General features: G+C 33.2%; 20 protein-coding genes. 18 read left to right on the forward strand and 2 right to left on the reverse strand.

All coding sequences use genetic code 11. From position 1 onward, the window contains the following. Nucleotides 1-182: 182 nt before the first annotated feature. The 3 genes from pfkA to RAH41_RS03090 all read left to right on the forward strand — a co-directional run bounded on the left by pfkA (nucleotide 183) and on the right by RAH41_RS03090 (nucleotide 3473). Entirely contained in the window at nucleotides 183-1142 is a 960-nt protein-coding gene (gene pfkA / locus RAH41_RS03080; protein WP_069034601.1) for a 6-phosphofructokinase, read from the forward strand. 77 nt (nucleotides 1143-1219) lie between these two features. Further along, nucleotides 1220-2974, forward strand: a complete 1755-nt coding sequence (gene pyk / locus RAH41_RS03085; RefSeq protein WP_331220549.1) for a pyruvate kinase — start codon at nucleotides 1220-1222, stop codon at nucleotides 2972-2974. Nucleotides 2975-3077: 103 nt separating this feature from the next. Next, nucleotides 3078-3473 carry an FxsA family protein gene (locus tag RAH41_RS03090; protein ID WP_331220551.1) on the forward strand — a complete coding sequence of 132 codons (396 nt, stop codon included), beginning with the start codon at nucleotides 3078-3080 and terminating at the stop codon, nucleotides 3471-3473. 95 nt (nucleotides 3474-3568) lie between these two features. Here the strand turns inward: RAH41_RS03090 and ytvI are convergent, their stop codons facing one another. Next, nucleotides 3569-4681 carry a sporulation integral membrane protein YtvI gene (ytvI, locus tag RAH41_RS03095; protein WP_331220553.1) on the reverse strand — a complete coding sequence of 371 codons (1113 nt, stop codon included), beginning with the start codon at nucleotides 4679-4681 and terminating at the stop codon, nucleotides 3569-3571. 123 nt (nucleotides 4682-4804) lie between these two features. Here ytvI and RAH41_RS03100 point away from each other — a divergent pair, with 123 nt between their 5' ends. From RAH41_RS03100 to mdh, 4 genes are all read left to right on the forward strand, one after another. Next, on the forward strand, nucleotides 4805-5263 hold the full coding sequence (locus RAH41_RS03100) for a DUF441 domain-containing protein (protein ID WP_331220555.1): 459 nt from the start codon (nucleotides 4805-4807) through the stop codon (nucleotides 5261-5263). Nucleotides 5264-5437: 174 nt separating this feature from the next. Next, entirely contained in the window at nucleotides 5438-6556 is a 1119-nt protein-coding gene (gene citZ / locus RAH41_RS03105) for a citrate synthase (protein WP_331220557.1), read from the forward strand. A gap of 134 nt (nucleotides 6557-6690) precedes the next feature. After that, complete coding sequence (gene icd, locus RAH41_RS03110; protein ID WP_097979088.1) at nucleotides 6691-7971, forward strand: NADP-dependent isocitrate dehydrogenase; 1281 nt, start codon at nucleotides 6691-6693, stop codon at nucleotides 7969-7971. 36 nt (nucleotides 7972-8007) lie between these two features. Further along, nucleotides 8008-8946 (forward strand): malate dehydrogenase, encoded by a 939-nt coding sequence (gene mdh / locus RAH41_RS03115; RefSeq protein WP_098862867.1) that lies wholly within the window; start codon nucleotides 8008-8010, stop codon nucleotides 8944-8946. Between the two features lie 59 nt (nucleotides 8947-9005). Here the strand turns inward: mdh and RAH41_RS03120 are convergent, their stop codons facing one another. Further along, nucleotides 9006-9470, reverse strand: coding sequence for a phage tail protein (locus RAH41_RS03120; RefSeq protein WP_331220560.1), 465 nt, complete (start codon nucleotides 9468-9470; stop codon nucleotides 9006-9008). Nucleotides 9471-9787: 317 nt separating this feature from the next. Here RAH41_RS03120 and RAH41_RS03125 point away from each other — a divergent pair, with 317 nt between their 5' ends. From RAH41_RS03125 to nrdR, 11 genes are all read left to right on the forward strand, one after another. Beyond that, on the forward strand, nucleotides 9788-10258 hold the full coding sequence (locus RAH41_RS03125; protein WP_331220561.1) for a MaoC/PaaZ C-terminal domain-containing protein: 471 nt from the start codon (nucleotides 9788-9790) through the stop codon (nucleotides 10256-10258). Nucleotides 10259-10436: 178 nt separating this feature from the next. Next, nucleotides 10437-11153, forward strand: coding sequence for a response regulator transcription factor (locus tag RAH41_RS03130; RefSeq protein WP_331220562.1), 717 nt, complete (start codon nucleotides 10437-10439; stop codon nucleotides 11151-11153). Next, a complete protein-coding gene (gene pnpS, locus RAH41_RS03135) occupies nucleotides 11146-12912 on the forward strand; it encodes a two-component system histidine kinase PnpS (RefSeq protein WP_331220563.1) in 1767 nt (588 codons plus the stop codon). Before RAH41_RS03130 ends, pnpS begins: the two co-directional genes overlap by 8 nt. Nucleotides 12913-13279: 367 nt before the next feature. Beyond that, on the forward strand, nucleotides 13280-13456 hold the full coding sequence (locus RAH41_RS03140; RefSeq protein WP_167555369.1) for a DUF4177 domain-containing protein: 177 nt from the start codon (nucleotides 13280-13282) through the stop codon (nucleotides 13454-13456). Nucleotides 13457-13675: 219 nt separating this feature from the next. Continuing rightward, nucleotides 13676-16300 carry a DNA polymerase I gene (polA, locus tag RAH41_RS03145; protein WP_331220566.1) on the forward strand — a complete coding sequence of 875 codons (2625 nt, stop codon included), beginning with the start codon at nucleotides 13676-13678 and terminating at the stop codon, nucleotides 16298-16300. 19 nt (nucleotides 16301-16319) lie between these two features. Beyond that, a complete protein-coding gene (gene mutM, locus RAH41_RS03150) occupies nucleotides 16320-17153 on the forward strand; it encodes a DNA-formamidopyrimidine glycosylase (protein WP_331220568.1) in 834 nt (277 codons plus the stop codon). A gap of 19 nt (nucleotides 17154-17172) precedes the next feature. Then, nucleotides 17173-17856, forward strand: coding sequence for a sporulation membrane protein YtaF (gene ytaF, locus RAH41_RS03155; RefSeq protein WP_286134016.1), 684 nt, complete (start codon nucleotides 17173-17175; stop codon nucleotides 17854-17856). A 76-nt stretch (nucleotides 17857-17932) separates the two neighbouring features. Next, the gene (coaE, locus tag RAH41_RS03160; RefSeq protein ID WP_331220570.1) at nucleotides 17933-18529 is read left to right on the forward strand and encodes a dephospho-CoA kinase; all 597 of its coding nucleotides are present in this window, start codon (nucleotides 17933-17935) and stop codon (nucleotides 18527-18529) included. Nucleotides 18530-18621: 92 nt separating this feature from the next. After that, nucleotides 18622-19641 (forward strand): glyceraldehyde-3-phosphate dehydrogenase, encoded by a 1020-nt coding sequence (locus RAH41_RS03165; protein WP_331220571.1) that lies wholly within the window; start codon nucleotides 18622-18624, stop codon nucleotides 19639-19641. A 486-nt stretch (nucleotides 19642-20127) separates the two neighbouring features. Then, nucleotides 20128-20514 carry an adenosylmethionine decarboxylase gene (speD, locus tag RAH41_RS03170; protein WP_088013420.1) on the forward strand — a complete coding sequence of 129 codons (387 nt, stop codon included), beginning with the start codon at nucleotides 20128-20130 and terminating at the stop codon, nucleotides 20512-20514. Nucleotides 20515-20756: 242 nt separating this feature from the next. After that, on the forward strand, nucleotides 20757-21227 hold the full coding sequence (nrdR, locus tag RAH41_RS03175; protein WP_025568424.1) for a transcriptional regulator NrdR: 471 nt from the start codon (nucleotides 20757-20759) through the stop codon (nucleotides 21225-21227). The last annotated feature ends 20 nt before the right edge of the window (nucleotides 21228-21247 follow it).

A 21247-nucleotide genomic window follows, 5' to 3' on the forward strand; every position in this document is an offset into this window, starting at 1 on the left:
TATAAAATTAGTAAAAAATAGCAATATGCTTTAAGGTGTCGTCATACTTTTTAAAAGTGTTTTATTCATTAAAAAAAGTTTATGAAAAAGTTCACATTATTTCTATTGTTTAAAAAGGCATTACATGGTACTTTATAAAAATGAATAAGTGCATAAGGTAAAATCATTGAGGTGAATACATAATGAAAAGAATTGGCGTATTAACTAGTGGAGGAGATTCTCCAGGAATGAACGCTGCTGTACGTGCAGTTGTAAGGAAAGCGATTTTCCATGGTCTAGAAGTTTATGGGGTATACCAAGGATATTCAGGACTTATTAATGGAAATATCGAGAAGCTAGAGTTAGGTTCTGTTGGTGATATTATTCATCGTGGTGGGACAAAACTACTTAGTGCACGTTGTCCAGAATTTAAAACATTAGAAGGACAAATGAAAGGAATCGAACAGCTTAAAAAGTTTGGTATTGAAGGATTAGTTGTTATTGGTGGGGATGGATCATACCAAGGTGCAAAGAAGTTGACTGAACATGGTTATCCTTGCGTTGGTGTTCCAGGTACAATTGATAATGATATTCCAGGTACTGATTTTACAATTGGATTCGATACAGCATTAAATACAGTAATTGATGCGATTGATAAAATTCGTGATACAGCGACATCACATGAGCGTACATATGTAATTGAAGTAATGGGTCGTAATGCAGGTGATATTGCATTATGGGCAGGATTAGCTGATGGAGCAGAAACGATTTTAATACCTGAATGTGACTATGATATGGATGATATTATTAGTAAATTAAACCGTGGTAGTGAACGTGGTAAAAAACACAGTATCATTGTAGTGGCAGAAGGCGTCGGAAGTGCAATTGAGATTGGTAAAGTAATACAAGAACGAACTCACTTTGATACGCGTGTAACAGTTTTAGGACATGTTCAACGTGGTGGTTCACCAAGTGCTGCTGATCGAGTTTTAGCGAGTCGTCTAGGAGCAAGAGCGGTTGAACTACTTATGGAGGGTAAAGGTGGACGTTGCGTTGGAATCCAAAATAATAAGTTAGTTGACCATGACATTATCGAAGCACTATCTAAAAAGCATGAACTTGACCGAGATATGTATCAATTATCTCAAGAACTTTCAATTTAATTAGTTAGATTTAATTGGGCAATCGATTTCATAAATTTCGTAATAAAATAGAGTTTTATAAATTTGGAGGGTAAAAAATGCGTAAAACAAAAATAGTTTGTACGATTGGTCCTGCTAGTGAATCGGTAGAAAAATTAGTAGAGTTAATTAATGCAGGAATGAACGTAGCACGTTTAAACTTCTCGCATGGTTCTCATGAAGAGCATGCTGCAAGAATTACAAGTATCCGAGAGGCTTCAAAAAAAACTGGTAGAACTGTAGCGATTCTTTTAGATACAAAAGGACCAGAAATTCGAACTTTAGATTTTGAAGGTGGCCAAGCAGAATTAAAAACAGGAAATGAAGTTATTATTACTACGGAACCAGTAGTAGGTACAGCAGAAAAATTTGCAGTTTCTTACGAAGGATTAATTGACGACGTACATGTTGGTTCTAAAATTCTTATCGATGATGGATTAATAGGATTAGAAGTAATCGGTATTGAAGGAAATGATATTCGTACTAAAGTGTTAAACAGCGGTTTAGTAAAAAATAAAAAAGGTGTAAACGTACCAAATGTACGTGTAAATTTACCTGGTATTACAGAAAAAGATATAAGCGATATCGAATTTGGTATTGAGCAAAAAGTAGATTTTATTGCGGCATCCTTCGTTCGTAAAGCTTCTGATGTATTAGAAATTCGTGAGCTTTTAGGTAAACATGGCGCTGAGTATATTCAAATCATACCAAAAATCGAAAACCAAGAAGGGATCGATAATATCGATGAAATTCTCGAGGTTTCAGATGGTTTAATGGTTGCACGTGGCGATATGGGTGTAGAAATTCCACCAGAAGAGGTACCAATCGTTCAAAAACTATTAATAAAAAAATGTAATAATTTAGGTAAGCCAGTAATTACTGCTACTCAAATGTTAGATTCTATGCAACGTAATCCTCGACCAACACGAGCAGAGGCAAGTGACGTTGCAAATGCCATTCTTGATGGTACTGATGCAATTATGTTATCAGGTGAAACTGCTGCAGGTTCATATCCAGTTGAATCTGTCTCAATGATGAACTCAATTGCGCTTCGAATTGAAAAAAGCTTACAATACGAAGAATTATTTAAAAAGCGCCAAAGAGAAAATAAAGGTACAATTACAGATGCGATTGGTCAATCAGTTGCAGCAACGGCTTTAAACTTAAAAGTAGCTGCAATTATTGCTCCTACAGAGAGTGGACATACTGCGAAAATGATTTCAAAATATCGTCCAAAAGCGCCTATTTTAGCTATTACATCCGATATTCGTATTTGTCGCCGTCTTACTTTAGTTTGGGGAGTTCAAACTGAATATAGAGAAAGAGCAAACTCAACTGATGAAATGTTACAACATGCGATGGAAGCGGCTCAAGACGCAAAATTTGTTTCAAATGGTGATACTGTCATCATTACGGCTGGATTACCAGTTGGCGAAACAGGTATGACAAATATGATGAAAATCCATGTAGTAGGTGACGTGATCGCTCAAGGTCAAGGTATTGGTCGCAAAACTGCCGCAGGAAAAGTTGTCATCGCAAAAACAGGTGAAGAAGCTGTTTCGAAAGTTACACCAGGAAGTATTCTTGTAACAAATAGTACCGATAGAGACATGATGCCAGCGATTGAAAGAGCAGCAGCTATTATTACTGAAGAAGGTGGATTAACAAGCCATGCTGCAGTAGTAGGTGTTAGCTTAGGAATTCCAGTAATTGTTGGAGTTGAAAATGCAACGAACATTTTAGTAAATGGTCAAGCAGTTACAGTAGATGCTTCTAGAGGAATAGTTAGTACAGGACATAAAAGCATATTTTAAGATATAATAAAGAGAAGGACAAAGTTTCCTTCTCTTTATTTTTTAACTTGAATATGATTATTAAGAGATATATTTTTAATTCTAAGCAAGAGGTGAAACTATCATGAAAAAACTTGTTGGTTGGCTATTGTTAATCCCATTAATTGATTTAATCTGTTTAACTTTACTTGGTAGAGTAATTGGTTCCTTATCAGTATTTCTTTGGCTAATCGGTACGCTTTTGATTGGTATATATATCATGAGAACCGTTTGGGTTACAGTTAAACAACAAGCCGGAGAACAGCTTCGGGCAGGCAAAATGCCAGATTTAATCATGATAGAGGGATTATCATTTTTCCTAATTGGCCTCCTATTTTTTATTCCAGGACCAATTACCGACTTACTAGCAATCGTTTTGTTAATTAAACCAGTTAGAATCAAATTTGTTCAACAACTAATTTATTTTGTAATGAAAAAGCTAAAAGGTAATGTTGTATGGACGGGATATATAAAGAAATAAACAGCAGAAAGGCAAGAGCTTTTTATATGAGACAAAAAAAACGAGAAAGCAGTTTAGCTTTCTCGTTTTCATTTGCAATAAATAAAAATTTGAGTTTAATGCGAACCTCTAATATAATACCAAAGTTCATGGAAGACTCTTGCTCGATACAAAGTTGATAAAACTACTAAAGTTACTGGACCGACAATCAATCCTAATAAACCAAAAAATTTAAAACCTACAAATAACGAGATTAAAGTAGGAAGCGGTTGTAGTCCGATATTTGAAGATAGAACTTTTGGCTCTGCAAGTTGACGTTGGACAATTACAACACCATATAAAATTGCGAGACCAATCGTTAATTTATAATCATTTGACAAAAATGTATATAAGATCCATGGTACAAAAATTAAGCCAGTTCCTAAGTAAGGAAGTAAGTCGATGAAACCGATTAGAATAGCTATAGTGATTGCAAAAGGAATTCTTAATATTAATAATCCGATTAAGACTAGCACAGTCGTCATAGAAATAAGAGTGATATGTGCCTTAATAAAACCAAATAAAGCTTTTCGTAAATCAATAAATATTGTTTTGCTGTAATGTTGAATTCGATCTGGAGTATATTTTGCGAATAAATTTTTTATTTTGTACCAATCTTTACTAATAAAGAATGTTGCTAATAAAGAAACGAATATTAAAGTAGCAGTATTTGGTAATAAAGCGATTACTAGTTTAATCCCTACAATAATTCCGTTTAATGCTTCTTTTCCTAGATTAATTGCAGAATCGCCAATCGATTGTATATTTGTGCGAATCGTTTGTTGTTGACCAGCACCTAGTTGACTATATTTACTCATAATTAAGTCATATAAAGGAATCACCTTGTCAGTAACAATATTTTCTACGAAATAAATTAATCGTTCAAAGCTTTCTGGAACAACTTGAATTAAATAAGTTGAACCCGAAATAATTTCCGTAATTAATAATGTAAATAATCCTGCTAGTACAGCTAGTAGTAAAACAATTGATAAAAATGCTGCTATTCCTCTTGGTATTCTGGCTTTCTCGTTTAATAAATTTACTAGTGGATTTAAAAGATATGCGATGATTAAAGCAATGATGAAAGGGTATGTAAGTTTTGAGATGAATAGTGCCACGTAAAGACCTAAAATAGTACATACGATTACAAATAAAAACCGAATGATCTGAAAAACTAAAGTTCTATTCAAACTTTTACCTCCTTCCAAAGTGAAATGAGTCCTCTTGTCTTATTTTATCAAGAATTATTTTTTTATAATAGTAAAGTTTAATAGTATTTATTAATAAATTATACATTAAGGGGATATTAACAAATGAGTCAATCGACAATTTTTCTTTTAGTTTTATTATTAATTGGTGCAGTTGCTAAAAATAACTCTTTAATTATTTCAATTATAGTATTGTTAGTACTAAAATATACGCCTCTGGGAGTACGTGTATTTCCTTATATGCAATCAAAAGGTATTAATTTAGGCGTAACGATCATTACGATTGCTGTATTAGTACCAATCGCGACCGGTGAAATCGGTTTTAAAAATTTGATTGATGCATTAAAAACCCCTGTTGCTTGGATCGCACTACTCTCTGGTATCGCCGTAGCTCTATTGGCAAAAGGTGGAGTACAATTATTAGCTACTAGTCCACAAATTACAGCAGCTTTAGTACTAGGTACTGTACTGTCTGTAGCGGTATTTAAAGGGGTTGCAGTAGGGCCTTTAATTGGTGCTGGAATCGCATATCTATTCATTTGGATTGTAGAATTAATTAAGTAATTGAATAATAATTATATTTTAGTAAATTGTTTTCATTCACAAAAGTCAGATTATTGTTTATAATAAATGATAGTAGGGTTCCTTTCTATGTATACTCGGTAATTTAAAAGAGTTATACCAGTATATGTATGTATAAATACTAGGGAAATTTTTGCGTAAAGGAGAGAGGGGAATATGACAGTTAAAAGTGGTTTAGAGGGTGTTGTAGCAGCTACGACTTCTATAAGTTCTATTATTGATGATACATTAACTTATGTAGGTATCGGTATTGATGAATTAGCAGAATATGCAAGTTTTGAAGAAGTAGTATATTTATTATGGCATCGCAAATTACCAAATAAGGATCAACTTAAAGAACTTACTTCTCAATTAGCAAATAATGCTGAGTTACCAGAAGAAGTTATTGCTTACTTAAAATCAACAAACTTAAAAAATGTACATCCTATGACTGTATTACGTACAGTTATTTCAATGCTAGCATTGTATGACAAAAATGCTGAAGCAATGGACGCAGATTCAAATTATCTTAAAGCAATCCAACTTCAAGCTAAAATTTCAACATTTGTGGCAGCGTTTTCTCGAATCCGTCAAGGGCTTGAACCAGTCGCTCCTAATAAAGATTTATCATTCTCAGCTAATTTCTTATACATGCTAACTGGTGACAAACCTAATGCAATTGCTGAAGAAGCAATTAATAAGGCTTTAGTACTTCATGCTGATCATGAATTAAATGCTTCAACTTTTACTGCACGCGTTTGCGTAGCTACATTATCTGATATTTATTCAGGTATTACAGCTGCGATTGGTGCTTTAAAAGGTCCATTACACGGTGGCGCAAATGAAAGCGTTATGAAAATGTTAGCTGAAATTGGTGAGATAGAAAATGTTGAATCTTACATTCAGGAAAAAATGGATGCTAAAGCTAAAATTATGGGATTCGGTCATCGCGTATACCGTGGTGGGGACCCACGTGCGAAACATTTAAAAGAAATGTCTCGTCAATTAGGTGCAATTACTGGAGAGTTAAAATGGTACACAATGTCTGAAAAAATTGAAGAACTTGTTACAACTCAAAAGAATATTCCACCAAATGTAGATTTCTACTCTGCATCTGTTTATCACAGCTTAGGAATTGAACATGATTTATTTACTCCAATCTTTGCTATTAGCCGAATGTCTGGCTGGACTGCTCACATTCTAGAACAATATGAAAATAATCGTATTATTCGTCCGCGTGCAGATTATACAGGACCAGAGAAAAACTCTTACATTCCAATTGAAGAGCGTGCATAAAGAAATAATTGAATACTTAAAATAGTATTTAATATTCGAATAATAGTGGTATAGTAAAGAGAGGAAGAGGAATCTTCCTCTCAAAAGCATGTATTTTAATGAATTTAATTTATTTATACAAGGGGGAGCATGTAATGCAAGCTGAAAAAATTACATTAGTAGACGGCCAATTAAACGTGCCAAACAATCCAATTATTCCTTTTATTGAAGGCGACGGTACAGGCCCAGATATTTGGGCAGCATCTTCACGTGTTTTAGATGCAGCTGTTGAAAAAGCATATAATGGTAATCGTAAAATTGAATGGAAAGAAGTTCTTGCTGGTGAAAAAGCATTTAATGTTACTGGTGAATGGTTACCACAAGAAACTTTAAATTTAATTGAAGAGTACATGATTGCAATTAAAGGACCTTTAACGACTCCAGTTGGTGGTGGTATTCGTTCTTTAAACGTTGCTCTACGTCAAGAATTAGATTTATTTGTGTGCTTACGCCCTGTTCGTTACTTTGAAGGTGTACCTTCACCAGTTAAGCGTCCAGAAGATACAGATATGGTAATTTTCCGTGAAAACACTGAAGATATCTATGCTGGTATCGAATATGAAAAAGGTTCTGAAGCAGTTCAAAAAGTTATCGAATTCTTACAAAAAGAAATGGGTGTTAATAAAATCCGTTTCCCAGAAACATCTGGTATTGGTATTAAACCAATTTCTGAAGAAGGTACAAAACGTCTTGTACGTGCAGCAATTAATTATGCAATTCAAGAAAACCGTAAATCTTTAACTTTAGTTCATAAAGGCAATATCATGAAATTTACTGAAGGTGCATTTAAGAATTGGGGTTATGAAGTTGCTGAGCAAGAATTCGGCGATAAAGTATTTACATGGGCAGAATACGATCGCATTGTAGAAACAAGCGGTAAAGATGCTGCTAACAAAGCAATGGATGAAGCTGAAAAAGCTGGTAAAATCCTAGTAAAAGATAGCATTGCTGATATCTTCTTACAACAAATTTTAACTAGACCACGTGAGTTCGATGTAGTAGCTACAATGAACTTAAATGGTGACTATATTTCTGATGCACTTGCTGCTCAAGTTGGTGGAATTGGTATCGCTCCTGGAGCAAATATCAACTACGAAACTGGACATGCTATTTTTGAAGCTACTCATGGTACAGCACCTAAATACGCTGGACTAGATAAAGTAAACCCATCTTCAGTTATTCTTTCTGGAGTATTAATGCTTGAGCATATGGGTTGGAATGAGGCAGCTTCTATGATTCTTAAATCAATGGAAAAAACAATCGCTTCAAAAGTTGTTACTTATGACTTTGCTCGTCTAATGGATGGAGCTACTGAAGTGAAATGTTCTGAATTTGCAAACGAATTAATTTCAAATATGGAATCAGTTCTTGTATAATTAAATTGTGTTTGTAAATTAAAGGGAGGTATTTGTATGTCAATTCGCAGACGTAAAATTTCCGTAGTAGGTGCTGGGTTTACTGGTGCTACAACAGCTTTCTTGCTTGCACAAAAAGAATTAGGGGATGTAGTAATAGTTGATATTCCACAACTAGAGAACCCTACTAAGGGCAAAGCCTTAGATATGCTTGAAGCAAGTCCAGTTCAAGGATTTGATGCTAACATTATTGGTACTAGTGATTATGCTGACACAGCTAATTCAGATGTAGTAGTAATCACAGCAGGTATCGCTCGTAAACCGGGTATGAGCCGTGATGATCTAGTATCAACTAACTCAAACATCATGAAAGCAGTTACTCGCGAAATCGTAAAATACTCTCCTAACTGTACAATTGTTGTTTTAACGAATCCGGTTGATGCAATGACTTATACAGTATACAAAGAAGCTGGTTTTCCTAAACACCGCGTTATTGGACAATCTGGAGTTCTTGACACAGCTCGTTTTAGAACGTTTGTAGCGCAAGAATTAAATCTATCCGTTAAAGATATTTCTGGATTTGTTTTAGGTGGTCACGGAGACGATATGGTACCATTAGTGCGTTATTCATATGCCGGTGGTATTCCATTAGAAAAATTAATTCCAAAAGATCGTTTAGATGCTATTGTTGAACGTACTCGTAAGGGTGGCGGAGAAATCGTTAATCTACTAGGTAACGGAAGTGCTTATTATGCACCTGCTGCATCTTTAGTAGAAATGGTTGAAGCTATACTTAAGGATCAACGTCGCGTGTTACCTACAATCGCTTATTTAGAAGGCGAATATGGCTACAGCGGTATTTACTTAGGAGTTCCTACAATAATTGGCGGAAACGGTATTGAACAAATTATCGAATTAGATTTAACAGCTGAAGAAAAAACAGCGTTAGATCGTTCAGTTGCAGCTGTCAAAAACGTTATGAACGTTTTAGCTTAAAAAGAAGACCCACAAGTTATTTTCTAACTACCTTGTGGGTCTTTGATTTTTAATCTATTTTAATATTCACCTTTAATAACAAAATATGAGCCACGAATCGTTCCAGCTAATTTAGACTTCTGCCTAGCAAACTTAAACTTGTCTACTAACTCCATTGGAATTTCCATTCCGTCTGAAAGTTTAAAGCCAACAGCACGCTTTTTAGGATCATCAACCGTATACATTACGTTAATCGAAAGTCCATCCTCATAAAAGACGTAGGCAAATTTAATGTTAGCCACTTGAAAGCGAGAAGTTTCTAACGGTTTAGCAGCGAATACGATATCACGTTCTTCTTTCAAAATTCGGTTAACATAATCAAGTGTCTCCTGGCTTTCACTAGCAGGTACAACCGTAAATTCATGTTTGTACTTGTTCATAAAATAACGAGCTTCATTAGCGCGTAAACCAGCAAGTGCATCTGCTACGGGGGAAGACTCTAAACCAACTGTAGACACATTTTTAAAATCAACTGTATAGGACATGTCCATCTCTCCTTTTAACTTAGCCAATCTTTCATTTAAACATCTTTACTACTAGATTATACCAAAAAATTATGCTCCGAAATGACGTTTCACGGTATAAGTATGTACATGTTTTTTATGCAACAAACTAACATGATTTTTAAAGACAGTACTTCAATAGAGTATTTATATTACTTATTAAGGAGAAAGATGGAATTTTATTTTACATAAAGGAGAAAATAAATATAAAGTTTTTTATAAAAATTTTGCCGATTAAGAAGGAAATTTGCTGTTGTTTATCGAATTTTTAAAATATTAAGATAAACAGGGGGTTTAATATGTTAACTAAAAAAGCAAAAATCGGACGAAAACTTGAAGACATTTCAATTGGTGAAAAGTTAATTGTAACAGAACATATTGATGAAAAACATATTTACTTATACCTGGCTTTAACAGGCGATACCAACCCATTATATACTCAATATAACTATGCTTCACAAACAAAATATAATAAACCGATTGTTCCAAGTTTTATTATAAGTGGGTTAGTTTCCGCAGCAGTTACAAAACATTTACCTGGCCCAGGAAGTCATATTATTAAAAAGGAACTCCAATTTGATCAACATATATACCACAATGAAACAATTTCAATTCATTTTGAAGTAGTCGAAATTAACTTAGATTTAAATGAAGTATATATTAATGTAAGCGTTTTAAATAAAACGCAAACTGAAATCGCTAATGGAAAACTAACGGTAATTCCACCAACTGTAAACCAATCAAATGCTTTACTATATGAAAACTTTTAAAAAAAGAATGTCCACTGACATTCTTTTTTTTGTGTTTTACTTTTGAAGGAACCTTCCATCCTTACTTTTTTACGTTTTACGTCTGTTAGAATTTTTAGTATGATTAAAAAGTAGATATAGAAAAATAATATAAGATTCAAGTGGATGAGGGTTTATCAATGACCTGGAGGAATAGGAAATGAACAATAAAATTCTTGTAGTTGACGATGAAGAGCATATCTTAACTTTAATCAAATTTAATCTAGAACAGGCAGGCTTTCAAGTAGTTACAGCTACTGATGGGGAAGAAGGTTTACAAAAGGCTATAGAGGAAAAACCAGAATTAATTGTTTTAGATCTAATGCTACCTAAAAAAGATGGTATGGAAGTATGTAAAGAATTAAGACTTCAAAGAAATACGACGCCTATTTTAATGGTTACAGCAAAAGATGATGAATTTGATAAAGTGTTAGGACTTGAACTCGGTGCCGATGATTACATGACAAAACCATTTAGCCCAAGAGAAGTCGTAGCTAGGGTTAAAGCGATTTTAAGAAGATCGAAAATTACTGAGACACCAGTACAGACAAACGACGATGCTGATACATTAATAATAGCTGAGTTAAAAATCCTACCAGAGTACTATGAAGCATATTTCCAAGGTGAAAAACTAGAGTTAACACCTAAGGAATTTGAGTTATTATTATATTTAACGAAAAATAAAGGTAGAGTATTAACTCGAGATCAATTATTAAGTGCCGTTTGGAATTATGATTTTGCTGGAGACACTAGAATTGTCGATGTTCATATTAGCCATTTAAGAGAAAAGATTGAACTAGACTCGAAAAAACCAGTTTATATAAAAACAATTCGTGGATTAGGATATAAATTAGAGGAACCAAGATTAAATGAGTAATCTAAATCGGAAATTGCTTTATGGATTCTCTGCAATAATAATCGTTATTCTTGTTATATTAGGAATCGTATTAGGGCAAATATTTAAATCCTTTTATCTGACAAACTATGATCAGAGAATTGAGAAAGAGACTAACTTAATTGCTTCAATAATGGAGTCAAATACTCCATTAACAAAGAATATATCGAATCAAACGTTAAAAAAGATATCTAAGGACTTAAATATCGATATTATTTTATTTGATGATCAGTATAATCTTATCGCTAAATCTAGCAATGAGAATGTGGAATTGAATATATCATCAAAGAATTTAAAAGCTTATCTAGAACGACTTGATAAAGTAGATACTGCAACTAAATTTATTGAAAAAGATACTGCAGCTAAATATTACGGGAAGAAAATAACAGATAAACATGGTAATAAGCAATTTTTGATTGTTGATTATTCAACTAAATCAATCAAAGAAGTTTACCGAAGTATTTCGATGTTATTATTTTCATTATTAGGTTTTGTTCTATTTGCCATCATAATTTTATTGATACGTTACTCGCATCAATTTTCAAAACCAATTGAAGATATTACACAAGTTGCAATTGAATTATCAAAAGGGAATTATAAGGCTAGAACATTAGCCGAAAGTAATGAATCGACAACAATGCTAAGCCAAGCAATGAATGTACTTGCTAAAAATCTACAAGAAATGACTAGTCAACAAGAAATGCAGCAAGATCGATTAAACACTTTAATCCATAATATTGGTAGCGGAGTTGTTTTAATTAATAGTAGAGGTCATGTTAACCTAATTAATAAAACATATCGAGAAACGTTCAAAATTGACTCCAGAAGTATACTAGGGGAACTTTATTATGACGCATTTAAACATAAAGAAGTCATTGAAATTGTAGAAGAAATTTTTCTAAAAGAAATAAAAGTTAGAAAGCAAATTATTCTGCCATTATCAATTGAGAGAAAACATTTTGAAATATATGGTGCGCCAATTATTGGGATAAATCACGAGTGGAAAGGAATCGTTCTTGTTTTCCATGACATAAGTGAATTAAAGAAATTAGAGCAAGTTCGAAAAGATTTTTTTGCAAATGTATCTCACGAGCTTAAGACGCCAATTACATCTATTAAAGGTTTTACTGAAACTTTACTAGATGGAGCAATGGAAAATGATGAGTTATGTAAAAACTTCTTATCAATTATTTTAACGGAAAGTGATCGTATGCAGACACTTATTCAAGACTTGTTAGACCTATCTAAAATTGAGCAACAGAATTTTAAATTAGATCTTGCAGAAGTATCCGCAAAACAAGTTATTGAAGATGTACAGCAAATGCTTAATCAAAAAGCAGAAGAGAAGAATATAGACTTCAAATTATATTTAAATAGTCCGTTAGTTGTCTATGCTGATGCATTGAGATTAAAACAAGTAATTATTAATTTAGTTGATAACGCAATTCACTATACTCCAGCTGGTGGTAAAGTATTTATTACTGCCTCTGAGACAAATGAGCATATTGTTTTAAAGGTCAATGACACAGGAGTTGGAATTGGAAAAGAAGACATATCTCGTATTTTCGAACGTTTTTACAGAGTAGATAAAGCAAGAAGTAGAAACTCTGGAGGGACAGGCCTAGGACTAGCAATCGTAAAACATCTTGTCGAAGCTCATAAAGGCAAAATCGAAGTTGAAAGTAAACTAGGCCATGGGACATCATTCATTGTAACATTAAACAAAAATATTTCGATGTGACATTTACATTGTTTTTACATTGTATTTATTAATAATTAATAAAAAATTGTTATAGTTATGATGAAAACCCCTTCATCCAAGGAGTTATCTTAAACCGGGAGTATTATACTTCCGGGATTTTTTATATTTCATACTGTTTTATTTTTTCTTTAACGTGTCCATACTAGTGGATACCTTTTTTATTGCACTTTAAGATCGTATAAATTGACAGTGCGTAATCACCAATTTTAGGAATAAAGTATAAGTGCCACTACGCTTATGGCTAAAAGGCTTGTCAGTCGACGAGTTTTCTTTATTTGATCATATTACTTTTATAATTTTTGGGGAAATTATGAGTGTTGAGTCATACATCGGAGGGTGGATACAGATGTACGAATACGAATTTGTAAAAGTTAACACGAAATCATCAAATCGTCATTATTATGATGTAGTTGGGAACTATGCTAAAAGTGGCTGGCGCCTTCATCAGGTTGTAAACAATCAGCAAGCAATAGAAGGTTCATGTGTTGAACTAATATTTGAGCGAGAAATCGACTTAAATTAATTACAGAGGTAGTCTTACGATTCATTCTTAAAAGTCATATTATTCAACTTTATTCTCAAGTGAATAAAAACTTTTAATCTGCTTGAATCAAAGACGACCTCTTTTTCTTTTATGAATAGTTCGTGTTAAAATGTTAAGAGCAAGGAAATAAGGAAAAAAAGTACGAAATAAAAATACATAATAAAGATAGTGAGATTTGTGATAGGAAGGGGATCTATTTTGAAGAAAAAATTGGTTTTAATTGATGGGAATAGTATTGCCTATAGAGCTTTCTTTGCATTGCCACTTTTGAGTAATGATAAAGGTGTACATACGAATGCAATTTATGGATTTACAATGATGTTAATGAAAATTCTTGAAGATGAAAAACCGACCCATATGCTTGTTGCATTTGATGCAGGTAAAACAACATTTAGACATAGTACATTTAAAGAATATAAAGGTGGAAGACAAAAGACTCCACCAGAATTAAGTGAACAGTTTCCACTTGTTCGCCAGCTATTAGATACATACGGAATTGCACGTTATGAATTAGAGAATTATGAAGCGGATGACATTATTGGTACACTTGCAGGTCAAGCTTCTAAAGATGATTATGAAGTAAAAGTCATCTCAGGTGATCGAGATTTATTACAGCTAGTTGATGATCGAATTACAGTAAGTATGACTAAAAAGGGTATTACTGAAGTTGAAGAGTATACTCCTGCAGCAATTCATGAAAAGTATGAGATTACACCTGATCAAATTATTGATATGAAAGGATTAATGGGTGATAAATCTGATAATATTCCTGGTGTACCAGGTATTGGGGAAAAGACTGCAATTAAACTTTTAAAACAGTTTCAAACAGTAGAAGGGCTTTATGAAAATATAGAGGAAGTTAGTGGAGCTAAGCTGCTTCAAAACTTAAGTGAAAATAAAGAACAAGCCTTAATGAGTAAGCAATTAGCGACAATTAATAAAAACTCACCAATTGAATTAACTGTAAATGATACAACACTTCCCGAAGCGGATCCAAATAAAGTAGCGGAATTTTTTAAATCTCTTGGATTTACATCATTATTAGCTAAATTGGACATTAAAGAATCGGTTGAAGATCTAGAAGAGATTAACTATGAAGTACTAGATTCAATAGAAGAGAAACATCTAGCTAATTATTCAAGCTTAATCGTTGAAATGATCGGAGAAAATTATCATACTGAAGAAATTCAAGGATTTGGTCTTTCGAATGAAAAAGGTCATTTCTTTATTCCAACAGCTGTAGGGTTCGAGTCCGATTTATTTAAAAGATGGCTCGAGGATGAGAATGTATATAAGAATGTATATGATGCAAAAGGTGCGTATGTTGCTCTAAAGTGGAGAGGAATTAAGTTAAATGGTGTTAATTTCGATCCGTTACTTGCTTCATATATCTATGACCCTGCTCAGTCTAATAAAGAATTTGCGGATATAGTAAATGGTAAAATAGATTTTTCAATTCAAACTGCAGAGGCGATTTACGGTAAGGGTGCAAAGCAAACTAAGCCATCAGATGAAGTTTTATCAGAATATATTGTTCGTAAAACAATTGCTATTAGTAAATTAAAAGAAACTTTAGAGGAATCTTTACGAAAAAACAGTCAATTTGAACTACTAACCGAATTAGAATTACCATTAACGTTTATTTTAGGTGATATGGAATTTGAAGGAGTAACAGTTAGAGAAGAGACTCTTCGCACGATGGGTTCAGAACTAGCCAATAAGTTAAAAGAGCTTGAAGAGACGATTTATGAGTTAGCCGGTGAAAAATTTAATATCAACTCACCAAAGCAATTAGGTGTTATTTTATTTGAAAAGTTAAATTTGCCATCTGGTAAAAAAACAAAAACTGGTTATTCGACTTCTGCTGATGTACTAGAAAAATTAGAGGCAGAACATGAAATCATTCGATTAATTCTTCACTATCGTCAAGTTGGTAAATTAAATTCTACCTATGTAGAAGGTTTATTAAAAGTGATAAATGAGTCAGATTCCAAGGTTCATACACGATTTAATCAAGTATTAGCACAAACTGGTCGCTTAAGCTCAATCGATCCTAACCTACAAAACATTCCTATTCGTTTAGAAGAAGGTAGAAAAATTAGGAAAGCTTTTGTCGCATCTAAAAAAGACTGGCTGATTTTTGCTGCCGATTATTCTCAAATTGAGTTAAGGGTTCTAGCACATATAGCACAAGACGATAATTTAATGGATGCATTTAAAAATGACTTTGATGTTCATACAAAGACTGCAATGGATGTTTTCCATGTTAGTGCTGATGAGGTAACAAGTAATATGAGAAGACAAGCAAAAGCTGTTAACTTTGGGATTGTCTATGGAATTAGTGATTATGGATTATCACAAGGATTAGGTATTACAAGAAAAGAAGCATCTATATTTATTGAAAAGTACTTTGCTAGTTTTCCAAAAGTAAAAGATTATATGTCAGATATTGTTCAAAAGGCCAAACTAGAAGGATTTGTAAGTACAATCCTAAATAGACGTCGTTATATTCCTGAAATTTCAAGCTCAAACTTTAATGTTCGTGGTTTTGCCGAAAGAACAGCGATGAATACACCAATCCAAGGTAGTGCTGCAGATATTATTAAAAAGGCTATGATTTTACTTGATGAGCGTCTTAAAGCAGAAAAACTTCAGGCAAAACTAATTTTACAAGTACATGATGAATTAATATTAGAAGCTCCAAAAGAAGAATTAGCAATTTTAGAAAAAATCGTACCAGAAGTAATGGAACATGCAGTCGAGCTAGTAGTGCCATTAAAGGTTGATTATAATTTTGGAGAATCTTGGTTTGAAGCAAAATAAATAGATAGGATGACTTTGTATGCCTGAATTACCAGAAGTTGAAACGGTCAGACGAACTTTACTGGATTTAATAGTTGGAAAAACAATCTCAACAGTAATCGTTTCATGGGGGAAAATAATAAAGAAACCTAATGAAGTTGAGGAGTTTCAGATTTTACTAAAAGGTCAAACAGTAGAAGATATAAATCGTCGAGGTAAATTTCTATTATTTCAATTAAGTGATTTTACACTTGTTTCGCATTTAAGAATGGAAGGGAAATTTCGCGTGTTCCCAGCGGAAGAACCTGTAGCACCTCATACTCACGTTCGATTCCTATTTGAAGATGGAACAGAACTTCGGTATCAAGATGTTCGTAAATTTGGCACAATGCACTTATTTAATAAAGGTGAGGAGAATGAGGGACCTCCCCTTGCTAAATTAGGTCCAGAGCCATTTTCCGATGAATTTACTGCTGATTATTTAAGGAAAAAGCTTAAAAATACAAACCGAAAAATTAAAGTGGTTTTATTAGATCAGGAATTAGTGGTCGGTTTAGGCAATATTTATGTTGATGAGGTTTTGTTTAGGGCTAAGATTCATCCCGAAACACCTGCATCATCATTAAAGCCTAAACAAATAAAAATACTTGCAGAATCCATTACAGAAACTTTACAAGTGGCTGTGGATTTAGGTGGAAGCACCATTCGTTCTTATGTAAATTCACAAGGGCAAATAGGAACTTTTCAAGATACCATGAAAGTATATGGCAGAAAGGGTCTAGAGTGTCATAATTGTGGCCAACCGATAGAAAAAATAAAAGTTGGCGGCAGAGGTACTTCTTTTTGCCCGGTCTGTCAGCCTAAAAAAAATTAACATAAGGTTCCTTTCTTTCATACTATATCAAGAGTACGAAAGAGAGGAGCCTATTTTTATGGTAAATATGCTATCATTAATACTACTAGCATGTGCGCTAAGCCTAGATAGTTGTAGTGTTGGATTTACTTATGGACTTCGAAAAGTAAAAATTCCTTTAAAATCAATCATTACAATTGCATCTTGTTCAGGGATCATATTAATGACATCCATGGGGATTGGGCATGCAATTACTGACTTTTTTTCACCAATAATAGCAAAAAGAATCGGAGGATTTGTACTTGTATGTATAGGGTTATGGGTACTATTTCAATTTTACCGATCAAATAAAGGATCAAATATAGAAGAAAAGAATGAGATAGAAGATAAAGGGATTGACTGGGAATTTGAAATTTTAGGTGTAGTCGTAAAAATTTTAAAGAAACCGACAACTGCTGACATAGATCGTTCAGGTAGTATTAATGGATTAGAAGCGATGTTACTTGGGTTTGCACTTTCACTTGATGCCTTTGGGGCTGGTATAGGTGCATCATTACTGGGGTTTTCACCACTATTGACAGCAATCGTAACATCTACTGCAAGTGCTTTATTCCTATTATTTGGTATGAAATTAGGAAATGTGTTATCAAAAACATTGTGGCTTCAAAAGTTAACCTTTTTACCAGGTGTTTTTTTAATTTTAATTGGATTAATGAAGATGTAATAAAAATAATAAAAGAGTGTGTCCGAATGGATTTATTCCATTTGGTCCTCTTTATCTTGTGTAAGGAGAATAATAGATGGGTAAAATTTTTGGACTAACTGGTAGCATTGCAAGTGGAAAAAGTACAGTTTCCAATTTCTTTAAGGAATTAAATGTTCCAATTGTTGATGCAGACGTAATTGCAAAAGAAGTGGTTGAAATCGGACAACCTGCATATAAAAAAATTGTTGAAGCTTTCGGAAGTGAGATTCTTTTAGATTCTGGTGAAATTAACCGACCATTTCTTGGAAGTATTATTTTTAACAATAAAGAAAAGCGCTTACAACTTAATGAAATAGTACACCCTGAAGTGAGACGTGAAATGAAAGAACAAGCAGATCGATACATAAAACAAGGCGAACCACTTGTTATTTTAGATATTCCTCTTTTATATGAGGGGAACTCAATTGAATTGGTGGAAAAAGTAATTGTAGTATCAGTGTCTGAAGAAAATCAACTAAAGCGTTTGATGAAACGTAATGGTTTATCGAAAGAGGATGCACTTTTACGTATTGCATCTCAAATACCGGTTAAGGAAAAAGCGGCACGAGCTGACTATGTAATAAATAACAATGGAGACCTTGAGGATACAAAAAGACAAGTTAAAGACCTCTTAAATAAAATTATTTCATAAAATAATGTAAATAGTTTAACCAAAATCCAAGTTATGTGTTATACTAATTGCAGGGAGATAATAAACAGTATAACTTAATTGGGGGTTTACTTATGGTAAATGTAGCAATAAATGGATTTGGTCGAATTGGACGCATGGTTTTCCGTCAAGCAATTAAAAATGGAGATTATAATATCGTTGCAATTAATGCAAGTTATCCTTCTGAAACTTTAGCGCACTTAATTAAATATGATACAGTTCATGGCAAGTTTGATGGTGAAGTAATTGCAAATGCAGATCATTTAATCGTTGATGGTAAGCGTATTGAATTAATTAGTGAAAGAAATCCTGAGTTACTTCCATGGAACGAGCTAAATGTTGATATAGTTATTGAAGCAACTGGAAAATTTAATGATGCTGAAAAAGCAAAAATGCACATTACTGCTGGAGCTCAAAAAGTAATTTTAACAGCACCTGGTAAAAATGAAGATATCACAGTAGTAATTGGTGTAAATGATGATAAATTAGACCTAGAAAATCATCATATTATTTCAAACGCATCTTGTACAACTAACTGTTTAGCGCCAGTTGTAAAAGTACTAGATGAGCAATTCGGAATTGTTAATGGATTAATGACAACTGTTCATTCATTTACAAATGATCAAAAAAATATTGATAATCCACACAAAGATTTACGTCGTGCACGTGCTTGCAGTCAATCAATTATTCCAACAACTACAGGTGCAGCAAAAGCATTATCTAAAGTACTTCCACATTTAAATGGTAAGTTACATGGTATGGCTTTACGTGTTCCTACACCAAACGTATCACTTGTTGACTTAGTTGTTGACTTAAAGAGAGAAGTAACGGTTGAAGAAATTAATGAAGTATTTGAAACAGCTTCTAAAGGTTCAATGCACGGAATTATCGAATATTGTAACGAACCATTAGTATCAATTGATTTCAATACAAATACACACTCTGCAATTATTGATTCTCTTTCTACAATGGTAATCGATGGTACAAAAGTTAAAGTATTAGCTTGGTATGATAATGAGTGGGGCTACTCAAGACGCGTAGTTGACTTAGTGTCAATCGTTGCATCAAAAATAAAAAAGCTTGAAACTGTTTAATCATTAAACAATTGTATTTTATAAAAAATTGTAAACGAATACAAAAGGCTAACTAGTTTATCTGGTTAGTCTTTTTGAAGTTGTATAACATATTAAGTGGAAATGTGAATTTATGACTAAGCTTAGTTGTAATATGTGACTTAATATCTAATAAAGAAGAACGTTGATTTCCCTAAAAGAGTCTCGCTTTACAATACCAGATAACAATATCCACTCTAAAAAACATGTACCTCTGTTTCCTTGCTATACATGTATTTATCGCACTTTTAGACTTATTTTCTTCACAATTAATTCAGTAAATAACAAAAAAATAAAATTTATCTTGCAATTCAAATTTAAAAAAAGTATACTAACTTTCGTGAACTTCTAAAAGTATAACTAATTACTTAAAGGGTTAGGACCTCTTTGGACTAACTTTCCCCCGTGGTAGTTGATCATACTTTCGCAATAGAAGTCATGACAAATTATTTTAAGGGGGAAATGAATATGGATACTATGGGTCGTCACGTCATTTCAGAATTATGGGGTTGTAATACAGAAAAATTAAATGATATGAAATTTATTGAGGAGACTTTTGTTGATGCTGCGTTACGCTCTGGTGCAGAAGTTCGTGAAGTTGCTTTTCACAAGTTCGCTCCTCATGGCGTTAGTGGTGTCGTAATCATTTCAGAATCACACTTAACTATTCACAGTTTTCCTGAGCATGGTTATGCAAGTATTGATGTTTACACTTGCGGTGATAGAATTGATCCGAATGTAGCTGCAAACTTTATCGCTGAAGCTTTAGAAGCTGATACTCGCGAAAACGTTGAGTTACCAAGAGGAATGGGTCCCATTCAAGTTGATAATGTAAAAGTTGTAAATGGTAACTAAAAAGAATTGAGAGAGGTGATTTTTCATCTCTCTTTTTTGTTTTTTAAACATAAACTTTGCTTTTATAGCCTTCTGGAGAATGAACTAGCTTTACAACGTGAAAAATATTTCCATAATATAAAATAATGAAAATGTGCTTTGTGACTTTTAACAAATAAACTTTAGTTTATTTTGGATTTGTTATAGTATAGAGTTATAATAATACGTTTAAACAATTAAGTGTTTGGAGTTGAACTATAACGATGAGATGTCCAACGTGTAACTTTAATGGGACAAGAGTACTTGATAGTAGACCAGTAGATGAAGGTCGTTCAATTAGAAGAAGACGTGAATGTGAAGAATGTCAGCATCGTTTTACAACTTTTGAGCGAGTTGAAGATAATCCTATATTAGTTGTAAAAAAAGAAGGAGCTCGTGAAGAATTTAGTAAAGATAAGATGTTAAGGGGACTGATCAAAGCGTGTGAAAAACGCCCTGTCTCTTTATCTCAACTAGAAGATATTATTCATAGCATTGAAAAAGAACTGAAAAATAGTGGCACATCAGAAGTACCGAGTGAAGTTCTAGGTGAAATGGTTATGGAGCATTTATCTAAAGTTGATGAAGTTGCATATGTACGATTTGCGTCAGTTTATCGTCAATTTAAGGATATTAATGTATTCATTGATGAATTAAAAGATTTAATTAACAAAGAGCGAGGTAAAGACGAATAATACTTCGCTCTTTTGATACA

Source organism: Gottfriedia acidiceleris, assembly GCF_036421055.1.
Classification (GTDB): Bacteria; Bacillota; Bacilli; order Bacillales; family Bacillaceae_G; genus Gottfriedia; species Gottfriedia acidiceleris_C.